This is a genomic window from Nocardioides sp. WG-D5 (assembly GCF_054031175.1).
The window spans coordinates 495,617-518,577 of sequence record NZ_CM132928.1 but is presented as its reverse complement, the minus strand read 5'-3'; the positions used below and the strand labels follow the sequence as shown (position 1 = coordinate 518,577).

Annotated in this window: 21 protein-coding genes; 10 read left to right on the top strand and 11 right to left on the bottom strand. The window is 71.3% G+C overall.

The genetic code is table 11. The features are described 5' to 3' along the window. Window positions 1–4: 4 nt before the first annotated feature. Complete coding sequence (locus ACWZJV_RS02555; RefSeq protein ID WP_457180122.1) at window positions 5–916, bottom strand: cation diffusion facilitator family transporter; 912 nt, start codon at window positions 914–916, stop codon at window positions 5–7. A gap of 58 nt (window positions 917–974) precedes the next feature. On the opposite strand from ACWZJV_RS02555, the gene ACWZJV_RS02550 reads away from it, so the two are divergent. From ACWZJV_RS02550 to ACWZJV_RS02535, 4 genes are all read left to right on the top strand, one after another. Further along, window positions 975–1,766, top strand: a complete 792-nt coding sequence (locus ACWZJV_RS02550; protein WP_457180121.1) for an isocitrate lyase/PEP mutase family protein — start codon at window positions 975–977, stop codon at window positions 1,764–1,766. 8 nt (window positions 1,767–1,774) lie between these two features. Continuing rightward, on the top strand, window positions 1,775–2,548 hold the full coding sequence (locus tag ACWZJV_RS02545; protein ID WP_457180120.1) for an MOSC domain-containing protein: 774 nt from the start codon (window positions 1,775–1,777) through the stop codon (window positions 2,546–2,548). Next, window positions 2,545–3,378, top strand: a complete 834-nt coding sequence (locus tag ACWZJV_RS02540; RefSeq protein WP_457180119.1) for an alpha/beta fold hydrolase — start codon at window positions 2,545–2,547, stop codon at window positions 3,376–3,378. The genes ACWZJV_RS02545 and ACWZJV_RS02540 overlap by 4 nt, the downstream gene beginning before the upstream one ends. A gap of 82 nt (window positions 3,379–3,460) precedes the next feature. Further along, the gene (locus ACWZJV_RS02535) at window positions 3,461–4,420 is read left to right on the top strand and encodes a lipid kinase (protein WP_040754972.1); all 960 of its coding nucleotides are present in this window, start codon (window positions 3,461–3,463) and stop codon (window positions 4,418–4,420) included. Between the two features lie 14 nt (window positions 4,421–4,434). Here ACWZJV_RS02535 and ACWZJV_RS02530 read toward each other — a convergent pair whose 3' ends face one another. Continuing rightward, entirely contained in the window at window positions 4,435–5,328 is an 894-nt protein-coding gene (locus tag ACWZJV_RS02530) for an SMP-30/gluconolactonase/LRE family protein (protein ID WP_457180118.1), read from the bottom strand. A 122-nt stretch (window positions 5,329–5,450) separates the two neighbouring features. On the opposite strand from ACWZJV_RS02530, the gene ACWZJV_RS02525 reads away from it, so the two are divergent. Continuing rightward, on the top strand, window positions 5,451–6,086 hold the full coding sequence (locus tag ACWZJV_RS02525; protein ID WP_457180117.1) for a LysE family translocator: 636 nt from the start codon (window positions 5,451–5,453) through the stop codon (window positions 6,084–6,086). A 9-nt stretch (window positions 6,087–6,095) separates the two neighbouring features. Here the strand turns inward: ACWZJV_RS02525 and ACWZJV_RS02520 are convergent, their stop codons facing one another. The 7 genes from ACWZJV_RS02520 to ACWZJV_RS02490 form a co-directional block, all read right to left on the bottom strand. Next, window positions 6,096–7,283 (bottom strand): ABC transporter permease, encoded by a 1,188-nt coding sequence (locus ACWZJV_RS02520; RefSeq protein WP_457180116.1) that lies wholly within the window; start codon window positions 7,281–7,283, stop codon window positions 6,096–6,098. Further along, window positions 7,280–8,161 (bottom strand): ABC transporter ATP-binding protein, encoded by an 882-nt coding sequence (locus ACWZJV_RS02515; RefSeq protein WP_457180115.1) that lies wholly within the window; start codon window positions 8,159–8,161, stop codon window positions 7,280–7,282. Before ACWZJV_RS02515 ends, ACWZJV_RS02520 begins: the two co-directional genes overlap by 4 nt. Before the next feature lie 86 nt (window positions 8,162–8,247). Then, window positions 8,248–8,913 (bottom strand): response regulator, encoded by a 666-nt coding sequence (locus tag ACWZJV_RS02510; protein WP_196873844.1) that lies wholly within the window; start codon window positions 8,911–8,913, stop codon window positions 8,248–8,250. Next, window positions 8,910–10,280: a sensor histidine kinase gene (locus tag ACWZJV_RS02505; protein WP_457180114.1), complete on the bottom strand. Its 1,371-nt coding sequence runs from the start codon at window positions 10,278–10,280 to the stop codon at window positions 8,910–8,912. The genes ACWZJV_RS02510 and ACWZJV_RS02505 overlap by 4 nt, the downstream gene beginning before the upstream one ends. Window positions 10,281–10,333: 53 nt before the next feature. Further along, window positions 10,334–11,632, bottom strand: a complete 1,299-nt coding sequence (locus ACWZJV_RS02500) for a DEAD/DEAH box helicase (protein ID WP_457180113.1) — start codon at window positions 11,630–11,632, stop codon at window positions 10,334–10,336. Window positions 11,633–11,764: 132 nt separating this feature from the next. Further along, window positions 11,765–12,919: a zinc-binding dehydrogenase gene (locus ACWZJV_RS02495; RefSeq protein WP_457180112.1), complete on the bottom strand. Its 1,155-nt coding sequence runs from the start codon at window positions 12,917–12,919 to the stop codon at window positions 11,765–11,767. Between the two features lie 16 nt (window positions 12,920–12,935). Continuing rightward, the gene (locus ACWZJV_RS02490) at window positions 12,936–13,934 is read right to left on the bottom strand and encodes a hypothetical protein (protein WP_457180111.1); all 999 of its coding nucleotides are present in this window, start codon (window positions 13,932–13,934) and stop codon (window positions 12,936–12,938) included. Between the two features lie 238 nt (window positions 13,935–14,172). Between ACWZJV_RS02490 and thrS the strand changes: the two genes are divergently transcribed. The 5 genes from thrS to ACWZJV_RS02465 all read left to right on the top strand — a co-directional run bounded on the left by thrS (window position 14,173) and on the right by ACWZJV_RS02465 (window position 20,929). Beyond that, complete coding sequence (gene thrS / locus ACWZJV_RS02485; protein ID WP_457180110.1) at window positions 14,173–16,152, top strand: threonine--tRNA ligase; 1,980 nt, start codon at window positions 14,173–14,175, stop codon at window positions 16,150–16,152. Window positions 16,153–16,347: 195 nt separating this feature from the next. Continuing rightward, window positions 16,348–17,343 (top strand): AurF N-oxygenase family protein, encoded by a 996-nt coding sequence (locus tag ACWZJV_RS02480; RefSeq protein WP_008356931.1) that lies wholly within the window; start codon window positions 16,348–16,350, stop codon window positions 17,341–17,343. 45 nt (window positions 17,344–17,388) lie between these two features. Next, window positions 17,389–19,071, top strand: a complete 1,683-nt coding sequence (locus tag ACWZJV_RS02475; RefSeq protein ID WP_457180109.1) for an FAD-dependent oxidoreductase — start codon at window positions 17,389–17,391, stop codon at window positions 19,069–19,071. 40 nt (window positions 19,072–19,111) lie between these two features. Further along, window positions 19,112–19,819: a TetR/AcrR family transcriptional regulator gene (locus tag ACWZJV_RS02470; RefSeq protein WP_457180108.1), complete on the top strand. Its 708-nt coding sequence runs from the start codon at window positions 19,112–19,114 to the stop codon at window positions 19,817–19,819. A 57-nt stretch (window positions 19,820–19,876) separates the two neighbouring features. Then, the gene (locus tag ACWZJV_RS02465; protein WP_196873851.1) at window positions 19,877–20,929 is read left to right on the top strand and encodes a M36 family metallopeptidase; all 1,053 of its coding nucleotides are present in this window, start codon (window positions 19,877–19,879) and stop codon (window positions 20,927–20,929) included. A gap of 31 nt (window positions 20,930–20,960) precedes the next feature. Here ACWZJV_RS02465 and ACWZJV_RS02460 read toward each other — a convergent pair whose 3' ends face one another. Then, entirely contained in the window at window positions 20,961–21,623 is a 663-nt protein-coding gene (locus tag ACWZJV_RS02460; protein ID WP_457180107.1) for a response regulator, read from the bottom strand. Next, complete coding sequence (locus tag ACWZJV_RS02455; protein ID WP_457180106.1) at window positions 21,602–22,876, bottom strand: sensor histidine kinase; 1,275 nt, start codon at window positions 22,874–22,876, stop codon at window positions 21,602–21,604. The genes ACWZJV_RS02460 and ACWZJV_RS02455 overlap by 22 nt, the downstream gene beginning before the upstream one ends. Between the last annotated feature and the right edge of the window lie 85 nt (window positions 22,877–22,961).

Sequence of the window (22,961 nt, the reverse complement as noted above, 5' to 3'; positions counted from 1 at the left end):
GGGATCAATGCATCCCCGGCTCGTGGGCCAGATGGGTCTCGGGCTCGAGCTGGAAGGTGGAGTGCTCGACGTCGAAGTGTCCGGCCAGACAGGCCTGGACCCGGTCGAGGACCTTCGGCGCGCTGCCGTCCAGGAAGCACTCGGGGCGCAGCGTGAGATGGGCCGAGACGGTGGGCAGGCCGGAGGTGACGGTCCAGGCGTGCAGGTCGTGCACGTCGACCACGTCCTCGACCTCGAGCAGGTGCTGGCGGAGGTCCTCGACGACGACCTCCGCCGGCGCACCCTCGAGCAGGATCCGGCCGCTGTCGCGGAGCAGACACACACCTGCGTACGTCATCAGGGCGACGACCACGAGCGAGGCCACCGGGTCCGCGCGGGTCCAGCCGGTGAGGAGGATGACGACGGCGGCGACGAGGGTGCCGATGAAGCCGTAGAGGTCGGAGAGGACGTGCTGGTAGGCGCCCTCGACGTTGAGCGAGGTGCGGTTGGCGCGCGCCATCAGGGCCGCGGCGATCACGTTGACGACGCAGCCGACGAGCGCGACGACGAACATCGGCCAGCCCTCGGCGTCGGGCGGGTCGAGCAGACGCCGGATCGCCTCCACACCCACCACCGCGGCGAAGACGAGCAGGGTGATGCCGTTGAGCGCCGCGGAGAGGATCTCGGCCCGCTTCCAGCCGTAGGTCCACTGGCCGTGCGCCGGGCGCGCGGCCAGCCGCATCGCCCACAGCGCCGCCGCGATCGCCCCGACGTCGGTGAGCATGTGGCCGGCATCGGCCAGCAGCGCGAGCGAGTTCGCGAGGATCGCGACCGTCACCTCGCCGAGCAGGAACACACCCAGGAGCGACATCGCGGCGATCAGGTAGCGCCGGTCCGCCGCAGGTGAGATGTGGTCATGTTCATGGCCCATGTTCATCGATCCTAGGCCGGAAATCCGGTTCTCGGTGGAGCCGACGCGTGGCAGGGTGGCCGGCATGTCGCTCGCCGAGAACTTCCTGTCGCTGCACCTGCCCGGACGCCCGCTGCTGATGCCCAACGCCTGGGACGCGGGCTCGGCGAAGCTCCTGGCCTCGCTGGGCTTCCAGGCGCTGGCCACGACCAGCAGCGGGTACGCCGCGACCCTGGGCCGCCTCGACGGCCAGGTCACCCGCGACGAGGTCATCGCCCACGCGACCGCGCTGGTCGACGCGGTCGAGGTGCCGGTCTCGGCCGACCTGGAGGCCGGCTTCGCGGCCACCACCGCCGAGGTCGAGGAGACCTTCCGGCTCGCCGTGGCCGCCGGTCTGGCGGGCGGGTCGATCGAGGACTACGCCGGCCTCGAGAAAGACACCATCTACCCCGTCGAGGAGGCCGCCGAGCGGGTCGCCGCTGCCGCTGCTGCCGCCGGGGACGACTTCGTCCTCACCGCGCGGGCGGAGAACCACATCCGCGGCCACGACGATCTCGACGACACGATCGCCCGCCTCCAGGCCTACCAGGAGGCCGGCGCCGACGTGCTCTTCGCGCCGGGCGTGATCGCCCTCGAGGACGTACGCCGCCTGGTCGACGCCGTCGACCGCCCGGTCAACGTCCTGCTCCTGCCGGGAGGCCCGTCGGTCCCGGAGCTGGCCGAGGCGGGTGCTGCCCGGATCTCGGTCGGCGGCGCGTTCGCCTTCGCCGCGCTCGGTGCCGTCAAGCGCGCCGCGGAGGAGCTGCTCGGCACCGGCACCACCGGATACTCGGAGCTGGCGGCCGAGGGTGCCAAGGCGTTTCGCAACGCTGGTTGACTGGCCCCGTGACCGATGAGCTGAGGGTGGTGCGCGCGGGCTTCGCGCCGATCAAGGGGACCAGGCACCTGGCCCACGACCGGGTGGTGCTCGACGCCCAGGGGGCGGTCGGAGACCGCGGGTTCGCCCTGGTGTCGGTCGATCCGGTCGACCCGGCCCGCGGTCGGGTGCTGCGCACCGTCCAGAACCCGTCGCTGATCGCGGTGCGCGCAGCGCTGCTCGGTGACCGGCTCGAGGTCGAGCTCCCCGGAGGGGAGCGCGCCGCAGCGGAGCCGGTGGCGACGGGGGAGAGCATCACCTGCGACTACTGGGGCCGCGAGGTCGAGCTCGAGCTGGTCGGCGGGCCGCACGCGGACCTGTTCTCGCGGTGGCTGGACCGGCCGGTGCGGCTGGCCCGCGCTCGCCGCGGTGACGTCGTCTTCGCCGGCGCGGTGTCGCTGGTGACCACCGCGTCGCTGGCCGACCTCGCCCGGCAGACCGGCCAGGACGCCATGGACGCGGCGCGGTTCCGGCCGACGCTGGTGGTCGAGACCGACGAGCCATATGTCGAGGACACCTGGCTCGGCCGGGAGGTCCGGGTCGGCGGGGCCACGCTCCGGATCGGCGTGCCCATCCCGCGCTGTGCCGTGATCGACAGCCACCCGGAGACGGGGGAGCGGGACGTACGCGTGCTGAAGACGTTGGCCTCCCACCGCCCCCTCAACCGGGCCGGCGAGCCGGCGTTCGGGGTCTTCGCGGAGGTGTTGAGGCCCGGCGTGGTGTCGGTAGCGTCGCTCCCATGAGCGAGATGGAGCTGAACGAGACCTTCCCCTGGCGGGGGCGCGAGGTGCGGTGGGGGAGCGCCGGCTCCGGTCCGGCGGTCGTCTTCTGCCACGGCACACCCTGGTCGTCGTGGCTGTGGGCGCCGATCGCCTCGGCGCTCTCGCGCTGGTTCACCGTCTTCCTGTGGGACATGCCGGGCTATGGCGCCTCCTCGAAGGAGGCCGAGCACGAGGTCTCGCTCGCGGTGCAGGGTGAGGTGCTCGCCGACCTCGTACGCCACTGGCAGCTCGACCGGCCACACCTGGTCGCGCACGACTTCGGCGGCGCCACCGCGCTGCGGGCCCATCTGCTGCACGGCCTCGAGGTCTCCTCGCTGGCGCTGGTCGACGTCGTGGCGCTGCGGCCGTGGGGTTCGCCGTTCTTCGGGCTGGTGCAGGAGCATGCCGAGGTCCTCGCCCGGCTGCCGGCCGACATCCACCGCGGCGCGCTGGTGGAGTACATCGACACGGCCGCGCACCGACCGCTCGCCAGATGGCATCTCGACGCCCTGACCGCTCCCTGGCTCGGTGAGATCGGACAAGAAGCGTTCTACCGGCAGATCGCCCAGGCCGACGAGCGCTACACCGATGAGATCGAGCCGCTCTACCCGTCGGTCACGGTCCCGACCCACGTGATCTGGGGTGCCGACGACGCCTGGATCCCCGTCGATCGCGCGCGCCGGCTCGCCGAGCTGATCCCCGGCGCCGAGCTCACCCTGATCCCCGACGCCGGCCATCTCGTCCACCTCGACCATCCAGCCGCGCTTGCGGTGAGCCTCACCGAGTGGCTGCTGAGGCAGGCCCGGGTCTGAGGCGCTCACCGGGCTTCACAGACGGCGCACAGGCACGTGCCGGCTCGGACTCAGGTGGCCTGCGTACGCTCCTGATGTGGATATGCAATCGCTGTTGTCGCGCGACTCCGTGAAGGTCGCCCTCGTCGTCAACGCCGGCTCGCGCCGGGGACAGGACGCCTTGGCGTCGTCGGTGGAGATGCTGCGGTCCGCGGGGATCCAGAACGTGCACTCCTACGCAGTCCACTCGGGGGAGGAGCTGGAGACCACGCTGGACACGGTGGCCGCCGACAAACCCGACCTGCTGGTCATCGGCGGCGGCGACGGCTCGGTGGGTGCCGCGGCCGCCCGGATCGCCGGGAGCGACGTGGTGCTCGCGGTGCTGCCGCTCGGCACCGCCAACGACTTCGCCCGCACGCTCGAGCTGGACCAGGACCCGGAGACCGCGGTCCGGCAGATGCTCGAGGGCAAGGTCATCAACGTCGACATCGGCCGGGCCAACGGCCACACCTACCTCAACGTCGCCTCCTTCGGCCTCTCTGTCGCGGTGACCGAGGCCCTCAACCCTCGCCTGAAGAAGCTGATCGGGCCGGCGGCCTATCCGGTGGCGACGCTGCAGGCCTACCGCCACCACAAGCCGTTCACCGCCCGGCTGGAGTTCCCCGAGGGCGACCACGACACGATGGAGCTCGACGACCTGCTCCAGGTCGCCGTCGGCAACGGCCGCCACTACGGCGGCGGCAACACCGTCTCGCCCACGGCCTCGGTCGACGACGACCTGCTCGACGTCTACGCCATCGTCCGCGGCCGCCTGCGGGACCACGTCTCGATCGCCCGGCTGCTCAGGAGCGGCCACTTCATCGAGCACGAGCAGGTGCACCACGTGACCACCTCGGCGGTGCGGATCACCACCGACGAGGCCATGCCGGTCAACCTCGACGGCGAGATCCTCACCGAGACGCCGACCGACTTCACCCTCGAGAGCAACGCGCTCCACGTCGCGGTGCCGATCCGGAGCCGCGCCGGCCGCCTCGACGGTCCGCCGCCCGACGTCCAGAGCTGAGCGCGATCAGGGGGCTAGGGTCGCCCGGCCCGCGGGACGTCGACCCGGATGGCCAGCAGCCGCGCCTCGGTGTTCGCCTTGCGCGGCTCCTCGAAGAAGTCGGGGGCGGCGCAGGCGAACAGCGTCCTCCCGTCGCTGCCGCCCAGCATGCACGCGAAGACGCCGCCGCCCGGCTCGATCTGCTCGAGGATCTCGCCACCCTCGGCGACCCTGACCAGCCGGCCGAAGACCGCGTCGGCGGTCCAGATCGCGCCCTCGGCGTCGAGGCAGCAGCCGTCGGGCGCGAGGACGGCATCGCCCATCGCCTCGGCAAACGCGGTGTGGGTGCTGAGCTCGCCGAACTTCGCCCAGGTACGCCGGTTGGTGAGCGACCCGTCCTCGGCGATGTCGAACGCGCTGATCCGGTTGCCGCAGGTCTCGTCGACGATGAGGGTGCCGTCGTCGGTGATCACGCTGCCGTTGGGGAACCACATGTCGTCGGCGACCTCGGTCACCGTCCCGTCCGGGTCGACCCGCAGCAGCACCGTCGGCGCCACGTCGGCGCCGGCCATGATGTCGAAGCCGAAGTTCCCGACGTACGCGCGGCCCTGCTCGTCCACCACCATGTCGTTGAGGTGGTGGCCGACGTGGTCGCTGAGGTCGGCATGGGTCACCAGCGAGCCGTCGGACTCACGACGCAGGATCCGGCGGTCGTTCATCGACACGACCAGCAGATGGCCGTCCGGGAGCCAGCCCAGCCCCGAGGGCTGCCCGGGCACCTCGGCCTCGACCTTCAGGTCCGACCCGTCCTCCCGGGCCGAGTAGACCTTGTAGGAGTAGAAGTCCACGAACCAGATCCGGTCCTCGTGCCATCGCGGGCACTCCAGGTAGTGCAGGTCCTTCACGATGGTGTTGATCTCTCGGGGCATGCCGGGCTCCTCCGGTCGACGGTGACAGGTTTCCTGACCCACCCTGGCGTCTCCGGCCCGGGTTTGTCCCGGCGAACGGAAATTCGTTCGGACTCCGGAGCCTGTGGTCCTAGCCTCGAACGGTGATCACCGCGTCCGCCGCCCTCGCCGTCGCGACCATCGCGTTCGGGATGGTCGTCACCCCAGGCCCCAACATGATGTACCTGGTCTCCCGCACCCTGCTCCAGGGGCGCACAGCGGGGATGGTCTCGCTCGCCGGGGTGGTGACCGGGTTCCTGCTGTACGTCCTGGCCACGACGCTCGGTCTGGCGCTGCTCTTCGCGGTGGTCCCCGGACTGTTCGTGGCGATCAAGGTCGCCGGGGTGGCCTATCTGATCTATCTGGCCTGGGGGATGGTGCGCGGCTCCAACCAGGCGCTCACGCCCGACGCCGACCTGCCACGCCACTCCGCCTGGCGGCTCTACCTCACCGGCCTGACCACCTGCCTGCTCAACCCGAAGATCGCCCTGATGTACGGCGCGCTGCTGCCGCAGTTCGTCCAGGCGGGGAGCGGGCCGACGAGCCTGCAGCTGATCGAGCTGGGGCTGGTGCAGATCGCGGTCGCGACCGTGGTCAACGCGATGTGGGTGGTTCTGGCCGGGCGCGTCTCCGGCGTGCTCCGCCGCAGCCGCCGCGTCGAGCGCGGGGTGCGCTGGACGGCGGGCGGGCTGCTGACGGGCTTCGCGATCCATCTCGGCTTCTCGCGCGCCTCGGCCTGAGCCGGCGACTCACTCCTCCAGCCGCCAGGCCGCCTTGAGGGAGAGCTGGCCGCCGGTCTGGAGCAGCGCGCGGCTGTAGAGACGCTCGGCGAGGCGTACGAGCGCGACGCCGAAGGCCAGGAGCAGGACCAGGGCGACGATCGGCTCCCACCAGGCCGCGCTGCCGTCGACCAGGCGCATCGGCATGAGCACGGCGGACAGCGGCGGGACGTAGGACCCGATCCGCTCGCCGACGCCGTCGAGGTAGAGGGCGCCGAAGAACATCACCATGAGCAGCATGGTGATCGGGGTGGAGGAGGACTGCAGGTCCTCGGTGCGGGAGGCGAGCGCCCCCGCGACGGCCCACAACGTCGAGAGCACCACGAAGCCGATCAGGAAGAAGACCACGAACCAGCCGATCGCGCCGGACAGTGCGGGCAGCGCGAAGCTGAAGTCGGTCAGGCTCAGGCCGACCAGTCCGACGGCGACGTAGATGAGCATCTGGCCGACCGCGATCACGGCGTTGCCGATGATCTTGCCGGCGAGCAGCTGCCGCAGCGGCACCGCGGCGGCGATCATCTCCACGATCCGCGACTGCTTCTCCTCCACGACGCTGTTGGCCAGCGTCATCCCGAACATGATCGAGGCGAAGTAGAAGACGATCGCGAGCGCGTAGCCGACGACGTAGCGGATCGCGGTCAGCTCGCTGTCGCCCTCGAGCTGGTCGAGCGCGACCTCCGACCCCTGGGTCAGCTCGGCCGCGGTGGTGCCGGCGGCGTCGGCGTTGCCGGCCAGCACGATCGCCTCGACCGCCTGGCTGACCACGTCGCGCAGCTCGGAGTCGGCGTCCTCCAGCGTGACCAGCGTCCAGCCCTCGGCCGTCGGGCGGAGGTACGCATCGGCCTGCTCCTCCTCGAGCGCGTGCCGGGCGGCGTCCGCGTCGTCGACGGCGACCGGTTCGATGCGTACCTTCTCGTCGATGTCGCCGGCGCGCTCGGCGATGGCCTCGACCATCGCCCGGGCGGTCGTCGACGAGTAGGCGACCTCGTAGGTCTTCTCCCGGCTCTCGCTCCACGCGGTGAAGCCGAGCACGCCCACGATCACCGCGAGCATCACCGCGGTGCCGATCAGCGTCGACTTGTCGGTGGCACGGACCGCGATCTCGCGGCGTGCGACGATCTGCCACACCGGCTGGCTCTTGGGCCTGAGCGTCGTCATGCGGTGACCTCCCGGTAGATCTCGGACAGGCGGGGCACGACGCGGTGGAAGTCGAGCACGTTCCCGCGGGCCGTGGCCTCGGTGAGCAGCTTCTGCTCGGCACCGGTGGAGACGACCTCGATCTCGGCCTCGGGGCCGGAGACGTCGCGGACGTGGAGCCCGGGCAGGTCGCGTACCCAACCGGCGTCGCCGTCCAGCACGAGCCGGTAGCGCAGGGCGGCTTCGGCGCGCAGCTCCTCACCGGTGCCCTGGGTGACCACCCGGCCGCGGGCCATCACCACGAGCCGGTCGCACAGCCGGTCGACGAGGTCGAGCTGGTGGGAGGAGAAGACCACGGGTACGCCGTCACGGGCATGCTCGCGCAGCAGGTCCGCCGTCGCGTCGATGGCCTCGGGATCGAGCCCGGAGAACGGCTCGTCGAGGATCAGCGCCATCGGCGCCGGGACGAGCGCGGCGATGATCTGGACGCGCTGCTGGTTGCCCAGGGACAGCTTCTCCAGCGGGTCCTTCGTGCGTCCGCCCAGCCCGAACCGCTCCAGCAGCGCGGTGATCTCCCGACGCGCGTCGGCGGTCGTCATGCCGCGCAGCCGGGCCAGGTAGACCAGCTGGTCGAGGATCGGCTGCTTGGGGTAGAGGCCGCGCTCCTCCGGCATGTAGCCGAACCGGCGGCGGTCCTCGCGGGTGACCTCGTGCCCCTGCCAGGTGACCGTGCCGGCATGCGCGGCCAGCACTCCCATGATCATCCTCATGGTGGTGGTCTTGCCGGCACCGTTGCCACCCACGAATCCGGTGAGCCCACCGGACGGGACCGGGAAGGACACCTCGTCGACGGCGACCGTGTCGCCGAAGCGACGGGTCAACCCGCTGACCTCGAGCATCGAATCTCCTCTGTCTCGGTTACGAACGGGGCCCACGCTATTTCAGAGCCGCGCCCGGCGGATCCGTCGCGAGGATGAACCCGTGCTCACCCGTTGGGCGGGCCTGCGGGCAGGAGCCCGTGGCGGTGGATGAAGACGACCGTCTGCACCCGGTCGCGCAGTTGCAGCTTGGCCAGGCAGGCCGACACGTGGGTCTTCACGGTGGCCTCGGTCAGGAACAGCCGGCGCGCGATCTCGTTGTTGCTCAGCCCCTCGCCGATGAGCAGCAGCACCTCGCGCTCGCGGGCGGTGAGCAGGTCGAGCTCCTTGGGCGGCCTCGGCGCCGTCGGGGCGTTGTGGCTGGTCACCCGGCCGATCACGCGCATCGTGACCTCCGGGGCGAGCAGCGCGTGGCCGTCGGCCGCGGCCCGCACCGCCTCGGCCAGCGAGTCGGGGTCGGCGTTCTTGAGCAGGAAGCCGCTCGCGCCGGCGGCGAGCGCGTCGAAGAGGTAGTCGTCGCGGTCGAAGGTGGTCAGGATGATCACCTTGGCGTGCCCCTCGGCGACGACCGTACGCGTCGCCTCGATGCCGTCGGTGCCGGGCATCTGCACGTCCATCAGGATCACGTCGGGCCGCAGCTCGCGCGCCTTGGCGATCGCCTCGGCGCCGTCGGAGGCCTCACCGACCACGGAGATGTCGTCCTCCATCGAGAGGATGAGACGGAAGCCCGAGCGCACCAGCTGCTGGTCGTCGGCGAGCAGCACCCGGATCATCGCGACGCTCCCGCCGGGGTGACGGGGGAGTCGAGCGGGAACCGCACCCGCACCCGGAACCCCTGCACGGCCCTGGGCCCGATGTCGACCTCGGCCTTCCGGACGGCCGCCCGCTCGCGTACGCCCAGCAGGCCGAGGCCGCTGCCGGAGGTGCCGTGCCGGGGCCGGCCGTTGTCGGTGATCTCGACCTCGGCGTACGGCGCGGCGGCCGCACGGTCGACGCGGAGGACGACCTGGGCGCGGTCGGCGGTGGAGTGGCGGCGTACGTTGGCCAGCGCCTCCTGGACGATCCGGTAGACCGAGTGCGCCAGCGGGAGCGGCAGGTCCGCGACCGGGCCGACGGCCTCGTAGTCGACCCGCAGCCCGCTCTCGCGCACCTCGTCCAGGAGCGCGGGCAGATCCTCGAGGCGCGGCTCGGGGCGGCGTACGCCGTCGGGCTCCGACTCCGCGTCGCCCGCCGGGTCGCGCAGGGTGCCGAGCAGCGAGCGCATCTGGGTGACGCCCTCGCGGGCGGAGGCCTCGACGTTGCCGAGCGCCTCGGCGGCGCCCTCGATGTCGCCGGGGCGGCCGCGTTCGAGGAGCTTGCGCCCGGCAGCCGCCTGCACCCCGACGACGGCGACGTGGTGGGCCACGACGTCGTGCAGCTCGCGGGCGATCCGGAGGCGCTCGTCGATCACGGCGCGGCGCTGGAGCTGGCCGGACTGGGCCGCGATCGTTGCCGCCTGTGCGGCGAGCTCGGCCTTCTGCCGCGCGCCCCGCCAGGCGACCTGGCCGCCGACGATCGCGCCGATGAAGTAGAGGAGGTTCATCAAGGTGGTGAGCAGCACGTAGGCGGTCACCGGGCCGACCAGCGTCGATCCCTCCGCGTCCGAGGTCGACTCGCGGATCTCGTCGATGCCGCTGCCGACCGCGAACTGCCAGGACAGCCAGGCGAACATGAACAGGGTGATCAGCCCCATCACGACCACCATGTCGCGCCTCCGGCGCGCCCAGGCCGCGCCCGCGAAGAAGGCGACGAAGTAGATGATCTGCATGGGCAGCAGCCCCATCACCATCGGCAGCCACACGCCGGTGACGAACATGTGGAGCCCGGCCAGCAGCGCGATCGTCAGCGGGAACTGCCGCCGGAACACGAGCAGCGCGGCGCCGCTGATCACGGCGATCCACTCGACCCAGGTCGGTGCGTCGCTGCTGTCGAGCGTCCCGACTCCCCGGATCAGCTCCAGCGTGACCAGGCTGGCGACCAGCACGACCGCGCCGACCAGCCAGTCGCCGAGGCTGATCGACCCCTCCCGCTCCCAGTCGTCGTCGGTCGCGAAGAAGGTCGCCAGTCGGCCCGAGGAGCCGGCGTCGTCGTGCACAGTCACCCGGCCAACCCTAGTTCCGCCGGAGGACCAGGTCCTCAGTCTCGAGGCTGAGATCAGCGGGAGCCAGCAGCCCGCTGACGCCGGCGGGCGCGGGAGCCCGGGCGGCTCTTGCGGGTGCCGGTGCCCTCGCCGGCGGGGCGGCGCGGGGGCTGGGTGACGACCGGGACGAAGGGGCCGGGACGGCTCCGCTCGCCCGGGGCCAGCTCGACCAGGATCGGGTGGCTCGGACCGTCCACCCGGGTGGTGGTCGGCTTGATCCCCGCGGCGCGGGTGAGGGTGCGTACGTCCTTGACCTGGTCGGGCAGCATCAGGGTGACCACGGTGCCGGAGGCGCCGGCGCGGGCCGTACGACCGGAGCGGTGCAGGTAGGCCTTGTGCTCGGCGGGCGGGTCGGCGTGGACCACGAGGGTGACGTCGTCGACGTGGATGCCGCGGGCGGCGATGTCGGTGGCCACCAGGGTGGTCGCCTTGCCGGAGTGGAAGGCCTCCAGGTTGCGGACGCGGGCGTTCTGGGAGAGGTCGCCGTGGAGCTCGACGGCCGGGATCCCGGCGCGGCCGAGCTGGCGGGCGACACCCTTGGCGCCGTGCTTGGTGCGGGTGAAGACGACGGTGCGGCCCGGGGCGGCGGCCAGGTCGGCGAGCACCGGGATGCGGTGCTCACGAGCCGAGAGGTGGAGCACGTGGTGCTCCATCTCGGCGACGGGCGACTGGGCGGAGTCGGCCTCGTGCACCACCGGGGCGGAGAGGAACTGCTTGACCAGCACGTTGATGCCCTTGTCCAGGGTCGCGCTGAACAGCAGCCGCTGGCTGCCCTTCGGGGTCATCGCCAGCAGGCGCCGCACGGCCGGCAGGAAGCCGAGGTCGGCCATGTGGTCGGCCTCGTCCAGGACGGTGACCTCGATGGAGGAGAGGTCGGCGTGACGCTGCCCGATCAGGTCCTCGAGCCGGCCGGGGCAGGCGAGGACGACGTCGGCACCCTTGCGCAGGCCGACGACCTGCGGGTTCTGCCCGACACCACCGAAGACGGTCTGCACGCTCAGGCCCGCCTCCGTGGCGAGCGGGCGCAGCGACTCCTCGATCTGCCGGACCAGCTCACGGGTCGGTGCGAGCACGAGGGCCCGCGGCTTGCCCGCCTTCGCCTTCGGGCCGCCGGCGAGGCGGGCGACGAGCGGAAGCAGGAAGGCGTACGTCTTGCCCGACCCGGTCCGCCCGCGGCCGAGCACGTCGCGGCCGGCGAGCGAGTCCGGCAGGGTCGCTGCCTGGATCGGGGTGGGGGAGGTGATGCCGTGGTGGTCGAGAACGGCGGTCAGGTCTGCGGGCACGCCGAGCGCGCTGAAGCTCTGCTGAGACAAGGAGTCAACTTTTCAAGCGAGGTGTCTCGCCATAGGAAAAGAAGCATCCGAGAGCGGCCGGGGGCAAGACCGGAACGGGCCGCTGGTAAGCAGATACTACCGGTAGGTGACCCGTCTACCAGAATCGTGGGCTCACGCCCACGGGTCGACCAGGATCTTGGCGTGCGTCTCCGGGTCGGCGAGGTCGGCGAAGGCCTGGGCCACGCCGTCGAGCCCGACGGTGCCGGTGTGCAGCGGCGAGGGGTCGACCTTGCCTCCGGCGATCAGCTCGAGCGTGCGCGCGAACTCGGCCGGGTCGTAGCCGAAGACGAACCGCAGGTCGATCTCCTTGTGGATCGCGATCGCGGGCCGGATCGTGTCCGGCTCCATGCAGACCCCGACCACCACGACGCGGGTGTGCAGCGGAGCCGCGGTCATGATCTGCTCCAGCATCCCCGGCACGCCGACGCACTCGAAGACGACCGGACCGGTCGGCGACTGCCCGAGGCGGTCGGCGTTGAGCAGCACCGTCTCCCACGGAAGCAGCGGGATGCGGCGGATGACCTGCATCGCGTCGATCCCGAAGCCCAGGTAGGCGGTCAGCGAGCTCACCGGGCCGCGCTGCTTGTAGGCCTCCCACGGTGAGGACTCGCGCGGGTCGACGACCACGTCGGCCCCGCACTCCACCGCGAGCGCGCGGCGCGCGGGGGAGAGGTCGGAGGCGACCACCGTCTTCACCCCCTGCGCCTTGAGCATGAGGATGACGGCCAGCCCGATCGGGCCACAGCCGATGACCACAGCCGGGCGCCGTGCGGAGACCGCCCCGCGGCGTACGGCATGGAAGGCGACCGCGAGCGGCTCGGTGAAGACCGCCTGGTCGGGGGAGACGCCGTCGGGGACGGGGAAGGTGAACGCCTCCTGGACGACGCAGTACTCCGCGAAGCCGCCGGGGGAGTCGACGTCGAAGCCGACCATGTGGATCGCCCCGTCCGTACGCAGCACCGGCAGCGCCGCCACCGCGGTGCCCGGCTCCCAGCGACCGCGTGTCTCGGGGCCGTAGGCGACGACCTCGCCGAGGATCTCGTGGCCCAGCACGATCTCCTGGTCGGGCGTCATCGCGGTGGTGTAGCCGATCTCGGTGACCACCTTGTTGAGCTCGTCGCTGTGCTCGCGCACGTGCAGGTCGGAGCCGCAGATCCCGGTGCGCAGCACCTTGATCAGCAATTGGCCCGGCCCGGGCTCCGGACGCGGGACCGACCGCACCGACAGCTCGCCTTGGTGGACCACGGTTGCGCGCATCTGGTTCATCGGCGCTGACGCTACCTCACTCCGCGGGCAGCGATCCGGCGGAGCCGATCCGGTGCAGGTGAGCGGTGAGGGAGTGCTGGTGGTCGACGCGCGGCAGCCGGAGCGCGGCGCCGGTGACCAGGTGCAGCGTGATGTCGATGCGGGGATTGGCCTTGCGCTCGTCGACGACACCGGTGTCGATGCTGGTCACGTCCTCCCAGAGGATGACCTCGGTGTGCCGGGCGTACTCCAGGACCAGGCCGCCCTCGTAGAGCCCGAGGTCGACCGCGAGCGGGCGCTGCAGCCCGAGCCAGGTCAGCCGGAACCCGAGGATCAGCCCGGTGAGCGCGACCAGGCCCCCGGCCAGCACGAGCACCGTCGGCAGGTGTGGCCGGGTGGCGATCCAGGCGCCGAGCGCGATGAGTGCCGGGCCGAGGACCAGTCCGACGGGCGTCAGCCACGCTCGCCCGTGCGCGGGGTGGGTGCTCAGCCGGATGCCGAGGTCCTCGATGAGCGTCTCCTCGCCCGGCGTACGCAGCCATGCCCGCCGCGTCGGCAGCACCAGCAGCCCGAGCACGGTGAGCGCGATCCCGCCCCAGAGCACCGGGTCGCGGCCCATCCCGACGATGCGGGCCGGCCACGGGTTGATCGCATGCTCCCCGTAGGCATCGGCGTCGACCACCCACATCCGGAAGGTCGCCTTCGAGGGGTCGGGGTCGCGGCCGATGTCGCGCAGGGTGCCGTGGATGCTCCCGGTGACCTGCTCGCCGTCGCCGCGCCACCGGCCCTGGCAGGAGGTGATCTCGCCGGTGCCGCCGTCGAACTCGCACCGTTCCACCACGCTCACCTCCGCCCACTGCCCGCTGTTCCAGCGGTCGGCGGACTGCTGGGCCACGACGGTGGCCGGGAACAGCATCGCCAGCGTGCCGAGGCCCAGGGTGATCAGGACGGTCGCCACCGACGTACGTCGCTGTAACCGGGTGACCCGGCGAGACGGGTCGATGAGACGGGACTTGGGGCCGGTGGTGGGGAGCACGAGGCCTTTCACATCAAGGAGTGGGATGGACGTCGATCGAGGCGTCGAAAGTGTAGTCGCATGCCCCCACGGGTTCCGGCCGACCGTGCCGGAGCCCCGGAGGCGTACGCAAGAGGCTGCTCTGCGACCGTATCTGACACGGGTTCACCCATTCGCAGTCCGCCGCCGGCGGCGGATACGATCGGGACGCCGCGCGAGCATCGCGGTCCACCCATCACCGGAACCCACAGGAGCATCCGTGTCCGAGATCAAGATCGCCGTACTCACCCCCGACGGGCGCGAGGAACGGACGGTCACTACGGGCACGAAGGCGTGGGAGCTCTTCGCGGACAACTCCGACGTGATCGCCGCGCGCGTGGGCGAGGACCTCAAGGACCTCTCCTACGAGCTGGCCGACGGCGACGAGGTCGAGGGCGTCCTGATCGACTCCAAGGACGGCCACGACATCCTGCGCCACTCGACCGCGCACGTGATGGCGCAGGCGGTGCAGGAGCTCTTCCCGGAGGCCAAGCTCGGCATCGGGCCGCCCGTGACCGACGGCTTCTACTACGACTTCGACGTCGAGACCCCGTTCGTGCCCGAGGACCTGGTCAAGATCGAGTCCCGGATGAAGAAGATCATCAAGGCCAACCAGAAGTTCTCCCGCCGGGTCACCACCGACGACGACGCCCGCGTCGAGCTGGCCGACGAGCCCTACAAGCTCGAGCTGATCGGCCTCAAGGGCTCTGCCGCTGACGCGGCCGAAGGTGCCGACGCCGAGGTCGGCGGCGGCGAGCTGACCATCTACGACAACCTCGACCGCAACGGCGAGATCGCCTGGAAGGACCTCTGCCGCGGCCCGCACCTGCCGACCACCAAGCGGATCCCCGCCTTCAAGCTGATGCGCAGCGCGGCGGCGTACTGGCGAGGCGACGAGAAGAACAAGCAGCTCCAGCGCATCTACGGCACCGCCTGGGAGTCCAAGGAGGCGCTCGACGCCCACCTGGCCCGGATCGAGGAGGCCGAGCGCCGCGACCACCGCAAGCTCGGCCGCGAGCTCGACCTCTACTCCTTCCCCGACGAGCTCGGCTCCGGCCTGCCGGTCTTCCACCCCAAGGGTGGCGTGATCAAGCGGGAGATGGAGGACTACGTACGCCGCCGGCACATCGAGGAGGGCTTCTCCTACGTCGGCACCCCGCACATCTCCAAGGACGGCCTCTTCCACACCTCCGGCCACCTGCCCTACTACGCCGACACGATGTTCCCGCCGATGGAGCTCGAGGGCGCGAAGTACCAGCTCAAGGCCATGTCGTGCCCGATGCACAACCTGATCTACAAGGCCAAGGGCCGCTCCTACCGTGAGCTGCCGCTGCGTCTGTTCGAGTTCGGCACCGTCTACCGCTACGAGAAGTCGGGCGTGGTCCACGGGCTGACCCGCGTGCGCGGCCTGACCCAGGACGACTCCCACTCCTACGTCACCAAGGAGCAGGCGCCGGCCGAGATCAAGCACCTGCTCGACTTCGTGCTCGGCGTCCTGAAGGACTTCGGCCTCGACGACTTCTACCTCGAGCTGTCCACCCGCGACGCGGACAACGCCAAGTTCATCGGCTCCGACGAGCAGTGGGAGACCGCGACGAAGATCCTCGAGGACGTGGCCACCGAGTCCGGCCTCGAGCTGGTCGCCGACCCGGGCGGCGCGGCCTTCTACGGCCCGAAGATCTCCGTCCAGGCCCGCGACGCGATCGGCCGCACCTGGCAGATGTCGACGATCCAGTACGACTTCAACCAGCCCGCCCGCTTCGGGCTGGAGTACCAGGCCGCCGACGGCACCCGGCAGGAGCCGGTGATGATCCACTCGGCCAAGTTCGGCTCGATCGAGCGCTTCCTCGGTGTCCTCGTCGAGCACTACGCCGGCGCCATGCCGCCGTGGCTCGCGCCGGTCCAGGTCGTCGGCATCCCCGTCGCCGACGCGTTCGCCGACTACCTCTACGAGGTGGCCGGCAAGCTGAAGGCCAAGGGCATCCGGGTCGAGGTCGACGAGTCCGACGACCGCTTCCAGAAGAAGATCCGCAACGCCCAGCTGCAGAAGATCCCGTTCATGCTGATCGCCGGTGGCGAGGACGTCGCCCAGGGCGCAGTCAGCTTCCGCTACCGCGACGGCCGCCAGGAGAACGGCATCCCGGTCGACGAGGCGATCGAGCGGATCGTGGCTGCGGTGGAGTCCCACGAGCAGGTCTGACCTGACAGATCCCGAGGGCGGTGCGTGCATGTCACGCACCGCCCTCGCGGCATTTCCGGACGGTCCGGTGAGCGACAGAGAACTACGCGCGACACTAAGTCGCGCGTACTCTTGTTATCGGGACGCGTGTCCGGGTAACGTGGGTCACGTCGTTAGCAGCTCAACGTAGAACTCAACGGTGAAGGAGCGATCGTCATGACCGCCGTTCAGGATGAGAAGTCCACCGGATACGTCCGCCAGGGCAAGCAGGCCTACCTCGACACGCTTCGTACGCTGTCCGAGGCATCGGTCGAGGTGCACTTCGACCCGTTCAAGGACATCGACTGGGACTCCGACGAGCTCGCCGTGCTGCCCGATGACGAGCGCTGGATCCTCAACGACGCCGACGAGATCGGTGCCCACCCGTGGTACAAGGCGCTGCCCAAGCAGCGCCAGATCGAGATCGGGATGTACCGCTGGGCTCAGGTCGCCAAGGTCGGCCTGCAGTTCGAGCAGCTGCTCATCGGCGGCGTCATGAACCACCTGGTGTGGTCCGAGAACAACAACCCGGAGTTCCGCTACGCGACTCACGAGGTGACCGAGGAGACCCACCACACCCAGATGTTCCAGGAGTTCGTCAACCGGGTGAACCCCGACGTGGCGGGCGCACCGACCTACTTCAAGGTCCTGGTGCCGCTCATGGCCTCGGCCGGCGCCTGGTTCCCGGAGGCGTTCTTCACCGGCATCCTGGCCGGCGAGGAGCCGATCGACCACCTGCAGAAGGGCGCGATGCGCTCGGGCGGCAGCCACCCCGCGGCCAACCGGATCATGCAGATCCACATCGCCGAGGAGGCCCGCCACATCGGCTTCGCCCACCAGTACCTCGAGCAGCACGTGCCCGAGCTCGGCCGGGTGAAGAAGACCCTGCTGGCCTACGTCTTCCCAGTCATCATGCGACTGCTCTGCGACGTGATCATGGTCCCGAGCAAGCAGGCCCGCTACGACATGGGCATCCCGGACGAGGTCGCCCGCGAGATCTGGTGGAAGTCCGAGGAGTCCGAGAAGCTGCTGCGTGACCTCTTCGGTGACGTACGCCTCCTCGCCGACAACCTGGGCATCCGCAAGGGTCCGGCCAAGCTGCTGTGGAAGCTGACCGGCATCGACGGGCGCGCCTCGCGCTTCCGTGCCGAGCCGCGCGCGGCCTCCTACTGATCCCTCAGATCCCTTCAGCCCGTGGTCCTAGAACGGTAGTCACCAGTGCCTCACGTCGTCACCCAGTCGTGCTGTGCCGACGCCTCGTGCGTCGTCGCCTGCCCGGTCAACTGCATCCATCCCGCCCCGGGCGAGCCCGGCTTCGGTGAGGCCGAGATGCTCTACGTCGACGCCAAGAGCTGCGTCGACTGCGGAGCCTGCGTCACCGCCTGCCCGGCCGACGCGATCGTGCCGCACACGACGCTGTCGGAGGGGCAGAAGCCGTTCCTGGCCATCAACGCGGAGTACTTCGAGGTCTTCCCGCACAAGGACCGCACCCCGCTCGCCCTGGTCCACCCCCAGCGCCGGCTGGCCCGCACCGGGCCGTTCCGGGTCGCGGTGGTGGGGGCCGGGCCGGCCGGGATGTACGCCGCCGACGAGCTGCTCAAGCACCCCGAGATCACCGTCGACGTCTTCGACCGGCTGCCCACGCCGTACGGCCTGGTCCGGGCCGGCGTCGCGCCCGACCACCAGAACACCAAGCAGGTCGAGAAGCTCTTCGCCCAGATCGAGTCGCAGCCCGGGTTCCGCTACTTCCTCGGCGTCGAGGTCGGCAAGGACGTCTCCCACGCCGAGCTGACCGCCCGCTACGACGCCGTCGTCTACACGGTCGGCGCGGCGAGCGACCGGCCCCTCGGGATCGACGGCGACGACCTGCCCGGCTCGCTCAGCGCCACCGACTTCGTGGGCTGGTACAACGGCCACCCGGACAAGCATGACCTGCCCGTCCACCTCGACGCCGAGTCGATCCCCTCGGGTCGGGTCGTCCTCGTCGGCAACGGCAATGTGGCGCTCGACTGCGCCCGGATCCTCGCCGAGGACCCCGAGCGGCTGGCCGGCACCGACATCGCCGAGGGACCGCTGGCTGTCCTGCGCGACAGCGCGGTGCGGGAGGTCGTCGTCCTCGGGCGCAGGGGGCCCGGGGAGGCGGCCTTCACCGTGCCCGAGCTGGTCGGGCTGATGGGCCACACCGGCGTCAACGTCGTCGTCGACACGGGGGACCTCCCGCTCGAGGAGGCACTGGCCGGGGGTGACACCACCGTCCGGCTGCTGCGCGAGCTCGCCGGCCGCGAGGTGCGTCCGGAGCTGCGTTCGATCGTGCTCCGCTTCCTCAGCTCGCCGGTGCGCGTGCTCGGCGAGGACCGGGTCACCGGCGTCGAGGTCGGCCGCAACCGCCTCGAGCGCGACGCCGACGGCGTCGTCCGGGCCGTGCCCACCGGCGAGACCGAGGTCGTCGAGACCGGCATGCTGCTGCGCGCGGTCGGCTACAAGGGCCTGCCCGTGGCCGACCTTCCCTACGACGCCGCGACCGGCACCGTCCCCAACGAGCGCGGCCGGGTGCTCCCGGGCGTCTACGTCGCGGGCTGGGTCAAGCGCGGCCCGAACGGCTTCATCGGCACCAACAAGACCGATGCCGAGGAGACCGTCGAGCAGCTGCTCGACGACCTCGACGCCGACCGGATCCCGGCGCCCGTGGGCGACACCCGCGAGATCACGGCGATCGTACGCAGCCGCCAGCCCGGCATGGTCGACCTGGCCGGGTGGCAGGCGATCGACCGCGAGGAGAAGCGTCGCGGTGCCGAGTCCGGCCGCCCGCGGGTCAAGATCACCGATGTCGAGGAGATGCGGGGCATCGCGGCGAAGTCGCGGAAACCCCGATACGCTCTGGGGCGTCGCAAGGAGCGCTGAGAAGCTCTCGGCACGATCACGGGATCAGGGGGAGACGCGGGTGGCCGGCGAGAAGCGGGATGGCCGTCAGGACCGGTGGAGCAAGCACAACGAGCAGCGCCGCCAGCAGATCATCGATGCCGCGATCGCGGTGATCGAGGCCGGTGAGCCGGGGGCTGACGTGCAGGTGCAGCAGATCGCGGTGCGCGCCGGGCTGTCCCGTACGGTCATCTACCGCCACTTCGAGGACCGCGCCGACCTCGACCGGGCCGTGCAGCAGGCCATCCTCGACGGCCTCTGGTCCGACCTGATGCCCGGGATCACCCTCGACGGCACCGTGCCGCAGATCATCGAGCGGATCATCGGCACCTACGTGCGCTGGGCCCGGGCGCATCCCGCGCTCCACCTGGCCGCCGACCACGACATCGACGGCGGGGACGACGGCCCCCTCCAGCAGGGGATGGAGCAGCTCGCCGGCCGGCTCTCGACCATCGTCGGCACCGCCGTGATCGCCCTCGGCGGCAACCCCACCGAGGAGGAGGCCGAGGCCCTCGACCCGCTGATCTACGGCCTCGTCGGCGCGGTCTTCGGTGCCGTACGTCGCTGGCTGACCCGCACCGGCGAGCGCCTGCCCGCCGAGACGCTGGAGCGGCTCACCGCCCAGTCCATCTGGTACGTCATCGACGGCCACGCCCGCGGTTTCGGGATCGAGCTTGACCCCGACCTTCCTCTGGAAGAACTCCTGTCCAAGGACATCCTCGCGGTATAACCTCCCGGTATCACCCGGCCGCACGGCCGATAAGTCCAGGAGAAGACCATGCCCCACATGCGCAGACTCTCGATCGCCGTCACCGCAGGCCTGGCGGCCACCGCCGGGCTCGCCGTCCCGCTGAGCACGGCCACCGCGGCCCCCGGAAGCGGCTCCTCCGAGGGCTCCGCCCGCGTCTTCATGGTCAACCCGGTCCAGTCCAGCAACGACCAGGACCTGACCGACCAGAAGGACGCCGCGAGCGCCGTGCCCGAGAGCGCCTACGCCGAGGTGCCGCTGACCCACCTGGACGGCTCGGGCTACCTCCGCGGCGACTACGCGGTCGTCGAGTCGAGCACCGGCACACCGGCGTACTCCACGACCAACACCTACTCCTACGACCGCCACCAGGACCAGTTCGAGCAGGTCATGGGCTACTTCTGGGTGACCCGCGCGCAGACCTACCTGCACACCCTCGGCTTCGGGGAGACGCTCCCGGGCGTCCTGAACGAGCCGTTCTCGGTGAAGATCAACCAGTACGGCGGCGACAACTCCTACCAGACCGACAAGCCCTTCCGGATCCGCCTGGGCAAGGGCGGTGTCGACGACGCCGAGGACGCCGAGGTGATCGTCCACGAGTACGGCCACGCCGTCCACGCCAGCCAGGTGCCGGGCTACGGCAGCAGCCTGGACGCCGGCGCGATCGGGGAGTCCTTCGGCGACTACCTCGCGGTGACCGTCGGCCTGGACGCCGCCGCCGAGTTCGGCTGGCCGGTCGCGGCCGACCCGTCCTGCCCGATGGACTGGGACGCGACCTCCTACACCGACGCGCCCCACTGCATCCGCAGCTTCCACCTCGACCTGACCCTCGAGGACCGCCGCAACCAGGTGCACTACGACGGCCAGATCTGGAGCCAGGCCCTGTGGGAGATCCGCGAGGGCTACCAGGCGCTCGGCCTCACCACGCGGGACTGGGACACGACCCTGATCTACTCGCAGTTCTCCTACGCGCCGGACACCAGCTTCCAGGCCGCGGCCGCGGAGACGTACGCCGCAGCAGCCGCCCGCGACGGCCAGGCGGCCGCCGACCTGGTCCGCGACCGCTTCGCCGCCCGGGGGATCACCTTCTGAGGATCGTCTGGGGCGCGGGCTCGGCCGCGCCCTAGGTGTCGCGGAGGTAGGCGAGCACGGCGGAGACCCGTCGGTCGGTGGCGGGGTCGAGCCGGAGCTTGGCGAAGATGTTGCCGACGTGCTTGCGCACGGCGGCCTCGGAGACGAAGAGCGCGGCCGCGATGCTGCCGTTGGTGCGGCCCTCGGCCATCAGCGCCAGCACCTCGCGCTCGCGCTCGGAGAGGACGTCGAGCGGACCGTCGGGCTGGTGGCGGTTGAGCAGGCCGCGTACGACCTGGGGGTCGACGACCGTCTCACCGCCGGCCACCCGGTCCAGGCTGTCGAGGAAGTCCCGGACGTGGCCGACCCGGTCCTTGAGGAGATAGCCGATCCCGCCGCCACCGGTGGTGTCGAGGAGCTCGGCGAGATAGGCGTCGGCGACATACGCGGAGAGCACCAGGACGGCCAGGTCACGGTGGCGCCGGCGGAGCTCGGCGGCGGCCCGCAGCCCCTCGTCGGTGTGGGTCGGCGGCATCCGGATGTCGGTGATGACCACGTCGGGGCGGGTGTGGTCGGTGAAGGCGAGCAGGGCGTCGGCGTCGCCGACCGCGGCGATGACCTCGTGGCCGGCCCGTTCGAGGATGGCGAGGAGGCCCTCGCGCAGCAGCGCGGCGTCCTCGGCCAGGACGATCCTCAGGGGAGCGCGGTCGGGCACGTCATCCTCACCTCCGTCGGTCCGCCCGGTGGGCTGATGACCTCCAGGTGGCCGTCCAGGGCGGCCAGACGGGTGGCCAGGCCGGCGAGCCCGCCGCCGGGACGCACGACGGCGCCGCCGGCCCCATCATCGCGTACGCCGACCTCCAGCCGGTCACCGGTCAGCTGTCCCTCGACCCGGGCCGAGCGGGCACCGGCATGGCGGACCGCGTTGGTGAGCGCCTCCGCGACCACGAAGTACGCCGCGGCCTCGACCGGCGCCGGCAGCCGGCCGTCCACGCGCAGGTCGACGGAGACCGGCAGCCCGGCGGCGTCGGCGAGCTCGTGGACGGCCGCGGTGAGCCCGTGGTCGACCAGCACCCGCGGATGGATCCCACGGACGGTGGCGCGGAGCTCGGCCAGCGCCGTCTCCGCCTGGGCGTGGGCCTGCCGGACGAGGTCGAGCCCGGCGCCCTCGGGCACCTCCAGCTCGGCCAGCCCGAGCGTCATGGTCAGCGCGACCAGCCGCTGCTGGGCACCGTCGTGGAGGTCGCGCTCGATCCGGCTGCGTTCGGTCTCGAAGGCGTCGACCAGGTCGACACGGGAGCGGCGCAGGTCGGCGACGGCCGCGGCCAGCCGGGTCTGGGCCGGTTCGAGCAGGAGCCGCGCCAGGCTGGCCTGGGCGGCGGCGAGGAGGGTGGCGGCGTACAGGCCGGCGATGAGCAGCACGAGCCCCGGGGCCACCGCGATCCAGGCCTCCGTGGGCGTGCTGAGCTGCCAGGGGCCGACGGCGATGGGAGCGTCGAGCCGGACCAGCACCGGAGCGAGCACGAGCACACCCGGGATGGTGATGATCAGGTTGAGCACGACGGCGTCGACCAGCCACAGCACGGTGGCGAGCAGGACGGTGTAGCCGACCTCGGGGCCGGAGATCCGCAGCCGGCGCAGTGCCCGGAGCCGGTCGCTCCAGGGGATCGGCGCGGACCGATCGGCCGGTCCTGGACCGACCTCGGGGAGGACCAGGCGGAGGCGTACCCGTTCCACGTCGGCGACGAGCGCGGCGAGCAGCGGGATCCCGGCCAGGACGAGCACCCCGACGACGAGGATCAGGGTGAGCACGCCGATGCCGGTCAGCACGAACAGCAGGACGGCGACGACGAGACCGACCACGGCACCGGAGGCCAGGTAGGCGAGGGCGCGCCAGGGCCAGCTGGAGGCGAGCAGCCGCCAGGGGGAGGAGCGCAGCGCCGCCCAGACGTCGGCCGGAGGTCTCATGACTCCGAAGCCTAGGCACTCCTCATCCCACCGCGGGGTAGCGCACGCGCTACCTCGTCGTGGCGTCCGCGCCCGTGTGCGCGAA

Coding starts and splice junctions, on each gene's coding strand:
- ACWZJV_RS02555 (WP_457180122.1), bottom strand. CDS start 916: ATGAACATGGGCCATGAACATGACCACATCTCACCTGCGGCGGACCGG.
- ACWZJV_RS02550 (WP_457180121.1), top strand. CDS start 975: ATGTCGCTCGCCGAGAACTTCCTGTCGCTGCACCTGCCCGGACGCCCG.
- ACWZJV_RS02540 (WP_457180119.1), top strand. CDS start 2,545: ATGAGCGAGATGGAGCTGAACGAGACCTTCCCCTGGCGGGGGCGCGAG.
- ACWZJV_RS02535 (WP_040754972.1), top strand. CDS start 3,461: ATGCAATCGCTGTTGTCGCGCGACTCCGTGAAGGTCGCCCTCGTCGTC.
- ACWZJV_RS02530 (WP_457180118.1), bottom strand. CDS start 5,328: ATGCCCCGAGAGATCAACACCATCGTGAAGGACCTGCACTACCTGGAG.
- ACWZJV_RS02520 (WP_457180116.1), bottom strand. CDS start 7,283: ATGACGACGCTCAGGCCCAAGAGCCAGCCGGTGTGGCAGATCGTCGCA.
- ACWZJV_RS02515 (WP_457180115.1), bottom strand. CDS start 8,161: ATGCTCGAGGTCAGCGGGTTGACCCGTCGCTTCGGCGACACGGTCGCC.
- ACWZJV_RS02510 (WP_196873844.1), bottom strand. CDS start 8,913: ATGATCCGGGTGCTGCTCGCCGACGACCAGCAGCTGGTGCGCTCGGGC.
- ACWZJV_RS02495 (WP_457180112.1), bottom strand. CDS start 12,919: ATGAACCAGATGCGCGCAACCGTGGTCCACCAAGGCGAGCTGTCGGTG.
- ACWZJV_RS02480 (WP_008356931.1), top strand. CDS start 16,348: ATGACCGCCGTTCAGGATGAGAAGTCCACCGGATACGTCCGCCAGGGC.
- ACWZJV_RS02465 (WP_196873851.1), top strand. CDS start 19,877: ATGCGCAGACTCTCGATCGCCGTCACCGCAGGCCTGGCGGCCACCGCC.
- ACWZJV_RS02455 (WP_457180106.1), bottom strand. CDS start 22,876: ATGAGACCTCCGGCCGACGTCTGGGCGGCGCTGCGCTCCTCCCCCTGG.